The following is a 7,044-nucleotide window of genomic DNA, read 5'->3' on the forward strand; positions in this document are numbered from 1 at the left end:
ACAAGGTCCGTACACAGCGATACGTTCGTCACATGACGGACTTGCTGCAACAGCCCACGGGTGTGCACGTCGACCTTGACGGTCGCTCGCTCACCATCGACGAGGCGGTGAAGTTCGCGCGAGGCGGCGGGCGCGCCGTGCTCTCGCCCGAGGCCGCGCGGCGCGTACAGGCGACGCGGACGCTCAAGCAGGATCTGATCGCCCGCGAGATCCCGATCTATGGCGTCACCACCGGCTTCGGGGACTCCGCGCATCGCCAGATCGCGCCCGAGAAGGCCGCCCGGCTGCAGCAGAACATGCTGCGCTTCCTGGGCGCCGGAACCGGCCAGATCGCTTCTCCCGAGGTCACCCGCGCGACGATGCTCTTCCGCGCGAACTGCCTCGCCAAGGGCAATTCAGGCGTCCGGGTCGAGCTGATCGAAGGCCTCCTGACGCTGATCAACCACGACATCCTGCCGCTGATTCCGGAGCGCGGATCGTGCGGCGCGTCGGGTGATCTCATCCCGCTGTCCTACGTCGGACGTGCTCTAGCGGGCGAGACCGAGGTCCTCTACGAGGGCGAGGTCCGCGAGGCGGCCGACGTGCTGGCCGAGCTCGGGATCGAGCCGCTGGTGCTGGAGGCCAAGGAAGGCCTCGCGATGACCAACGGCACGTCGTTCATGAGCGGCTTCGCGACCCTGGCGGTGCACGACGCGCGCGAGCTGGCGTTCGTCGCCGACCTCTGCACGTCGATGGCCTCGCAGGCGCTGATGGGCAACCACGGCCACTTCAACGCCTTCCTGTTCGAGGCCAAGCCGCACCCGGGGATCATCGAATCGGCCGCCAACGTGCGCATGCTGATCGAGGGCTCCCAGCTCACCCACGACGCCGAGGACGTCGTCCCGCTCGACGGCGCCGGCTTCCGCGAGCTCACCCGCTCGGTGCAGGACAAGTACTCGATCCGCTGCGCCCCGCACATCACCGGCGCGCTGCGCGACACGCTCGAGTGGGTCGAGAAGTGGGTCTCGATCGAGATCAACTCCTCCGACGACAACCCGCTCTTCGACGCCGCCGCCGGCCGCGTCCAGAGCGGCGGCAACTTTTACGGCAGCCACATCACGCAGGCGATGGACTCGCTGAAGGTCGCCCTGGCCAACATGGCCGACCTCTTCGATCGCCAACTCGAATTGATCGTCGACGAGAAGTTCAACGCGGGCCTGACGCCCAACTTGATCCCGTACTTCGATCACACAGACCCCGAAGCCGGGTTGCATCACGGCTTCAAGGGGATGCAGCTCTCATGCTCGGCCCTTACGGCTGAAGCGTTGAAGCTGTGCAACCCGGCGAGCATCCATTCACGCTCGACCGAGGCCCATAACCAGGACAAGGTCTCCATGGGGACGATCGCGGCGCGCGACGCGCGCACGATCGTGGAGATCCTGCAGCACATCGCCGCGATTCACCTGATCGCGATCGCTCAGGCGCTCGAATTGCGCGGTGTGGAGAAGGCCAGCCCGAAGGCCCGCGAAGCGCATCGCCTGGTCCGCATGCGCGCCGCGTTCCTCGACGCTGACCGGCGGATGGACCGCGACATCGCGGGTGTCGTGGAGCTGATCCGCTCGGGCGAGCTGTCCGCAGTCCTGGGGTAGGAGGGGTTGCGCAGGCCGGCCCTCGTCTGCGAGGGTCGGCCGCGTGCGCACCGTAGTTCTTGCCGTGCTTGCGCTGCTGGTCACGCCGAGCATCGCTTCTGGCGCGCCGTTCTCGATCGGCCCCGGCACGCTCCCGAACGTCGCCGTCGATCCGGCCGGGGTCGCGTATCTGGCCTACAACGGACTCGAGGCGGGTGGGCCGCCGCACTTCTGCCGGCTGCCCCGGGGCGCCTCGGCGTGTGACGTCGCACTGACGCTGCCGGTCCCGGCCGGGACGGATACGACGAGCCGCCCGGTCGTGACCGTCGCCGGCGCGCGGGTCACGATCCTCCAGCACCGCTCCGGGCAGTCGAACGCCATCAACGAGTGGACGTCGATCGACGGCGGCGTGACCTTCCCGTCGCAGCGGGTCGCGGGCGGCAACGTGCCCAACGCCGAATCGGTGAGCGGCCCGAACGACTCGGTGCTCGTCGTCACCAACGCCGACTTCCGCGGTGGGCTGCTGGAGAGCGTCCCGCTCACCGGCGGCACCCCGACGACCACCTTCGCGACGCTCTACGACACCTCGCGCCCGTACAACGGCACCGTCGGCATGATCGACGGCACCACGCCGCTGGCGCTGTTCGCCGACCTCAACTCCCAAGGCGCGTTCCGGCGCTACACAGGCACGGGAGACGTCAACAGCGAGGCGAACTGGACGCCGTCGACCGACGTCGGGTTCGTCTCCTATCCGCGCCTGGCGGGCGGGCCGAGCGGGCTGTTCATGATCTCCGGCGACGAGTCCTCCGGGCTGTTCGTGCGGCGCTTCGACGGGACGACCTTCGGCCCGCGGGTGGCGCTGACGAGCACGGGCGACGCGAGCGAGATGTTCCTCACGCAGGATCCGGCGGGGCGGCTGCAGGCGGTGTGGTCGAGCAACCTCGCCGATGGCTTCCACGTCGTCCACGCGGTGTCCGACGACGGCGTGAACTGGCGGTCCGGAACCGTGTCGGTGCAGACCGATGACGAGCCGGGCGCGATGCGGATCGCGGCGGCGCCGGACCATGTGGGTGTCGCGGCGTGGAGCAGCCGCGTGGCCACGGGGAGCGAGATCCGGGTCGCGTCGACCGGGCCGGACGCGCCGGTCGATGCAGCGCCGCCGCCCGCGCCGACGCCGGTCGCGCCGCCGGTGCCCGTGTTCGGAAAGACGGTCGTCCTGCGGCCGGTCAGCGGGAAGGTCCGGGTGCGCCTGAAGGGCTCCAAGACGTTCGTCGATCTCACCACGATCGACGACGTCCCGTTCGGCTCGACGGTCGATACGAAGCGCGGGCGCGTCGAGCTGGCGTCCGTTCCGTCGCGGGCCGGCGCACTCCAAAAGATCCAGCTTTACGATGGGCAGTTCAGCCTGGCGCAGAAAGGCTCCGTTACGGAGTTCGCCCTGAACGAGCCGCTGGCGGCCTGCGGCAAGCGCTCGCGCGTGGCCGCGGCGAAGCCGAAGTCGCGCAAGCTGTGGGGCGACGGGAAGGGCAAGTTCCGGACCAAGGGCCAATACAGCGCGGCGACGGTCCGCGGCACCCGCTGGCTCGTCCAGGACTCCTGCGCGGGAACGCTCACGCAGGTCAAGCAGGGCAGCGTCCTCGTGACGGCGGGCAAGAAGCGGATCGTGCTCCGCGCCGGAAAGCGGTACCTCGCGAGGCGTCGCGGGTAGCTACGTTGCCGGGTCTATGCGCCTGGCACTCATCCTGATCGCGCTGTTCACGCTGAGTGCCTCCGCGGCACGTGCGGACGTGTTCGTCCCCGCGGATCCGCCGGTGTTGCGGTCGGCGCAGTGCGTCGCGGGCGGCGGGGACGTGATCGCGGCCGGCACCGAGCCCGACAAGCCGCTCCGTCTGAGCGTCGGGGGCGGCGGGTGGCGGGAGCTCCCCGGGCTCCGCGGGTGCCCGGTGATCGCGGCCGCGGGCGACGGGACGCTGGCGCTCGTGGGTCTGTCGGTGAACCGTGCGGACACGTCGCTCGACGGCGCGAGCCTGGTGGTGCGCGAGCCGGGCGGTGCGTTCGGAGCCCCGATCGTGCTCGGCGGCGATTCCACGTCGGGCGCCGCCGCGGTCGCGGTTGCGCCGGGCGGGTGGGTGGCGGTCGCCTGGATCGAGCGCGACGTCGGCCTCACGGTGCTGGTCCGCCGCCCCGACGGGAGCGAGGTGCGCACGCTCCTCGAGCCGTTCCCCGGAGTGCTCGACATCTCGGACGCCCACGTCGGCATCAACGCGAGCGGCGACGTCACGGTCGCCTGGACCCGCTTCGACCGCCGGACGATGCGGCTCCGCGTCGCGCGCGGCGTCGCCGGGGCCGCGCCGGTCGCGGGCCCTGACCTGGCCAGCCCGGCCGAGAGTTTCGGCGAGCTCGCGTTGGCGATCGCGCCGGCCGGAGGGTCGCTCGTCGCGTGGACGGACGCCGACGGCGCGCACGCGATCCTCGACGGGCAGCCGCCGGCCGTCGTCGCGCCCGCCGCGCCGGGCGCGCAACTGGCCGCCGGGCTTGCCGACGACGGGACCGCGCTGCTGGTCTACATGGCCGGTGGCTCCGAGATCGTCGCCGCGGAGCGCGTGGCCGGGGAGTGGTTGCAGCCGCGTGTGCTCTCGCCGGCGCGCGCGGGGGTTGACCGGAACCAAGATCACGGCTCGTCCGAGGAGTTGCAGCTGGATGTGCAGGTGGCGCTCGGTGCGGGCGGGCGGGCGGCGGTGGCGTGGACGGCGATTCCTCGGCAGATCGTGGGCGCGGTCGGCGCCGTCGGGGGCCGGTGGAGCGCGGCGACGCGGCTGTCATCGGCCACGCGGATCGCGTATGCGTTGAACCTCGCGGTGGACGCGGGCGGGGTCCCGCGCGCGCTCTGGAGCGAAGCCGGGCTCGGCGCGCGCGGCGCGGCGCCGGCTGCGGCGCCGCTCGACGCGTCGCCTCCGGCGGTCACGGCACGTCTCCCTTCACGGGTGCGCCCGACCGCCGACGGGAACATCGTGGTGACCGCTCGCGTGCGGTGCTCGGAGGCGTGTGACGCGCGGCTGGCCTTCGCCGGGGGCGAGAACGACCGCGGGAACATCTCCCAGGCCCTTGAGCCCGGCGCGACCGAGACCCTGCGGCTGCGGGCGTCGGACGAGCTGCAGTACGAGCTGATCGCGGGTCGGGCGGCGCGGCGGCTGCGGCTCACGCTGCTCGTCACCGACCGGGCGGGCAACCTCGTGCGGCGCTCCGTCGCGTTGCGTGTGCGCGTGCTCGAGCCGCCGATCCGGACGCTCAAGGTCCCTCTCGGACGCAAGTTCGGGATGGAGACTCCCGCGGGGAACCGCGCCGTGGCTCGACTCGTCAACGACATGATCGAGACGATCGCGCGCGGACACGTGTCCAGCGCGGCGCTCTCAAAGCGCTACTCGCGCTCGATCCGGACGATCGCGCGGAAGTTCGGCCCCGACTACACGTATTCGGACGAGGTGGGCACCGCGATCTACGACGCGCTCTGGATCCCGCTCGCCCGCACCCACCACGACGTGGGGTACGTCTTGCAGGGCGAATGACCCGCCCACCGGACGCCTCGACCCGGGGGTGCCCCGTTTCGGTATCGCCCAGCGATACTTAGCCGGGGCACCCCCACCGCCTGGGAGGGACGGCACGCCGGCGCGCGCAAATCGCGCCGCTAGGCGGGTGCGAGCTGCGCGAGCGCGGGTGCCGACGCGCGGCGACGGGTGAGGACGAGCGTCGGCGCGAGCGCGACGACGAGGCCGATGGCGGCCATCGCGAACGCGATCGTGTACCCGTCGCCGGTCTGCGGGTGAGCGGCGACGATCGCGGCCGCGATCTGCGCGCCGATCGCCGCGCCCGACGCGCGCATGATCGTGTTCATGCCGCTCGCCACGCCGGTCTCTTCGGGGCGGCAGAAGTCGATCACCAGCGCGCCGATCGCCGCGAGCGCGAACGCCATCCCGACGCCCATGATCGGCAGCCAGAGCACGAACCACGCCTCGTGGGTGTGCAGCGCGGCGAGGCCGGCGAGGCTCGCCGCGCCGAGCGCGAGCCCGATCCGCAGCGGCACCACGCGGCCCTTGCGGGTCCCGAGCGCCCCCGCGATCGGCCCCGCGGCGATCATCGCCAGTGAGAACGGGAGCAGCAGCAGACCCGCATTGGTCGGGCTGAGCCCGAAGCCGAAGCCATCGGCCTGCACGAAGCCCGGGACGAGCACGAAGAACGCGGTCATCGAGAAGCCGAGCAGCACCGTGGAGGCGTTGGTCGCCGCCATCGCGGGCTTGAGCAGGCTCTCGAGATCGACCAGCGGATCGTCCACGCGGCGCTCGATCGCCACCCACCCGGCCAGCGCCGTCGCGCTGACCGCGGCGAGCGCGAGGACGCCGGGGGACATCCACCCCCACTCGGTCCCTTCGCTCAGGGCGAGCAGCAGGCTCGCGAAGCCGACCGACAGCGCCGCCGCGCCCTTGTAGTCCGGCTTCGCGGGCGTCTTGATCGGCGACTCCGGCACGAACTTCGCGATCAGCACCGTCGAGATCAGCACCGGCACCGCCCCGATCAGGAACAGGAAGTGCCAGCTCAGGTGCTCGACGATCACGCCGCTGAGCACCAGGCCCACCCCGCCGCCGATCCCGAACACCGAGCTGACCGTGCCGATCGCCAGACCCACCTTCTCGGCCGGAAACTCGTCGCGGATGATCCCGAAGCTGAGCGGGAAGATCGCCGCCCCCGCGCCCTGCAGTGCCCGGAACGCGATCAACACGCCGATGTTCGGCGCGAACGTCGCACCCAGCGACGCGACGCCGAAGATCCCGAGCGAGATCACCAGCAGCTTCTTCTTCCCGTGTGCATCTCCCAGCTTGCCGAGAATCGGCGTCAACACCGAAGAGCTCACGAGAAAGCTCGTCACCAGCCACGTCACCCACGCCGCCGAGGTGTCGAACTCCTTCACGAAGAACGGCAGCGACGGCACCACCAGCGTCTGCATGATCGCGAACGACACACCCGCGACGGTCAACAACGCGAGCGTCAGTCTGTGGGAGGCGGAGGTCACACCGACCACTTTGCCGCTCACCCCTGCGACCGACGAGGGGGTTCGCCCGTCGCCGTGGGTGCGGCTCCCCACACGGATGCTTGGCGGGAATCCACGCCCCGTTCCTTCCGTCCACGCGCGAGGCCACCACGACTTCGCGGACGCGGAGCGCGGATCACGTGACCCCCGCCGCCGCACGAGCAGCGCACCGAAAGCAAGCTTGATCGAGCACAGCCCGATCAAGTCGACGTTCGCCACGCCCGCCGCCAAACCCACGGGCCGCCACCTGCCCGCGCGCGCCCACCGAGCCCGACGCGGCGGCGCCGACCGCGCGCCCGCCGGACCCAGGCGAGGCGGCCTGGCCTTGTGCGACCGCCGCGCCCGCGCAACGCC

The 7,044-nt window shown here is 71.5% G+C and carries 4 protein-coding genes; 3 read left to right on the forward strand and 1 reads right to left on the reverse strand.

What is annotated here, in order from left to right:
* Positions 1-32: 32 nt before the first annotated feature.
* The 3 genes from OM076_RS13185 to OM076_RS13195 are packed head-to-tail and all read left to right on the forward strand — an operon-like array spanning position 33 to position 5,173.
* On the forward strand, positions 33-1,628 hold the full coding sequence (locus tag OM076_RS13185; protein ID WP_270040428.1) for an HAL/PAL/TAL family ammonia-lyase: 1,596 nt from the start codon (positions 33-35) through the stop codon (positions 1,626-1,628).
* A gap of 43 nt (positions 1,629-1,671) precedes the next feature.
* The gene (locus OM076_RS13190) at positions 1,672-3,315 is read left to right on the forward strand and encodes a hypothetical protein (RefSeq protein WP_270040429.1); all 1,644 of its coding nucleotides are present in this window, start codon (positions 1,672-1,674) and stop codon (positions 3,313-3,315) included.
* A gap of 16 nt (positions 3,316-3,331) precedes the next feature.
* On the forward strand, positions 3,332-5,173 hold the full coding sequence (locus OM076_RS13195; RefSeq protein ID WP_270040430.1) for a hypothetical protein: 1,842 nt from the start codon (positions 3,332-3,334) through the stop codon (positions 5,171-5,173).
* Positions 5,174-5,292: 119 nt separating this feature from the next.
* Here the strand turns inward: OM076_RS13195 and OM076_RS13200 are convergent, their stop codons facing one another.
* Positions 5,293-6,672: an MFS transporter gene (locus OM076_RS13200; RefSeq protein WP_270040431.1), complete on the reverse strand. Its 1,380-nt coding sequence runs from the start codon at positions 6,670-6,672 to the stop codon at positions 5,293-5,295.
* Positions 6,673-7,044: the final 372 nt, after the last annotated feature.

The organism is Solirubrobacter ginsenosidimutans, assembly GCF_027587205.1.

Excerpts from the sequence above, each read along its gene's own strand:
- OM076_RS13185 (WP_270040428.1), top strand. The coding sequence starts at position 33 with ATGACGGACTTGCTGCAACAGCCCACGGGTGTGCACGTCGACCTTGAC.
- OM076_RS13195 (WP_270040430.1), top strand. The coding sequence starts at position 3,332 with ATGCGCCTGGCACTCATCCTGATCGCGCTGTTCACGCTGAGTGCCTCC.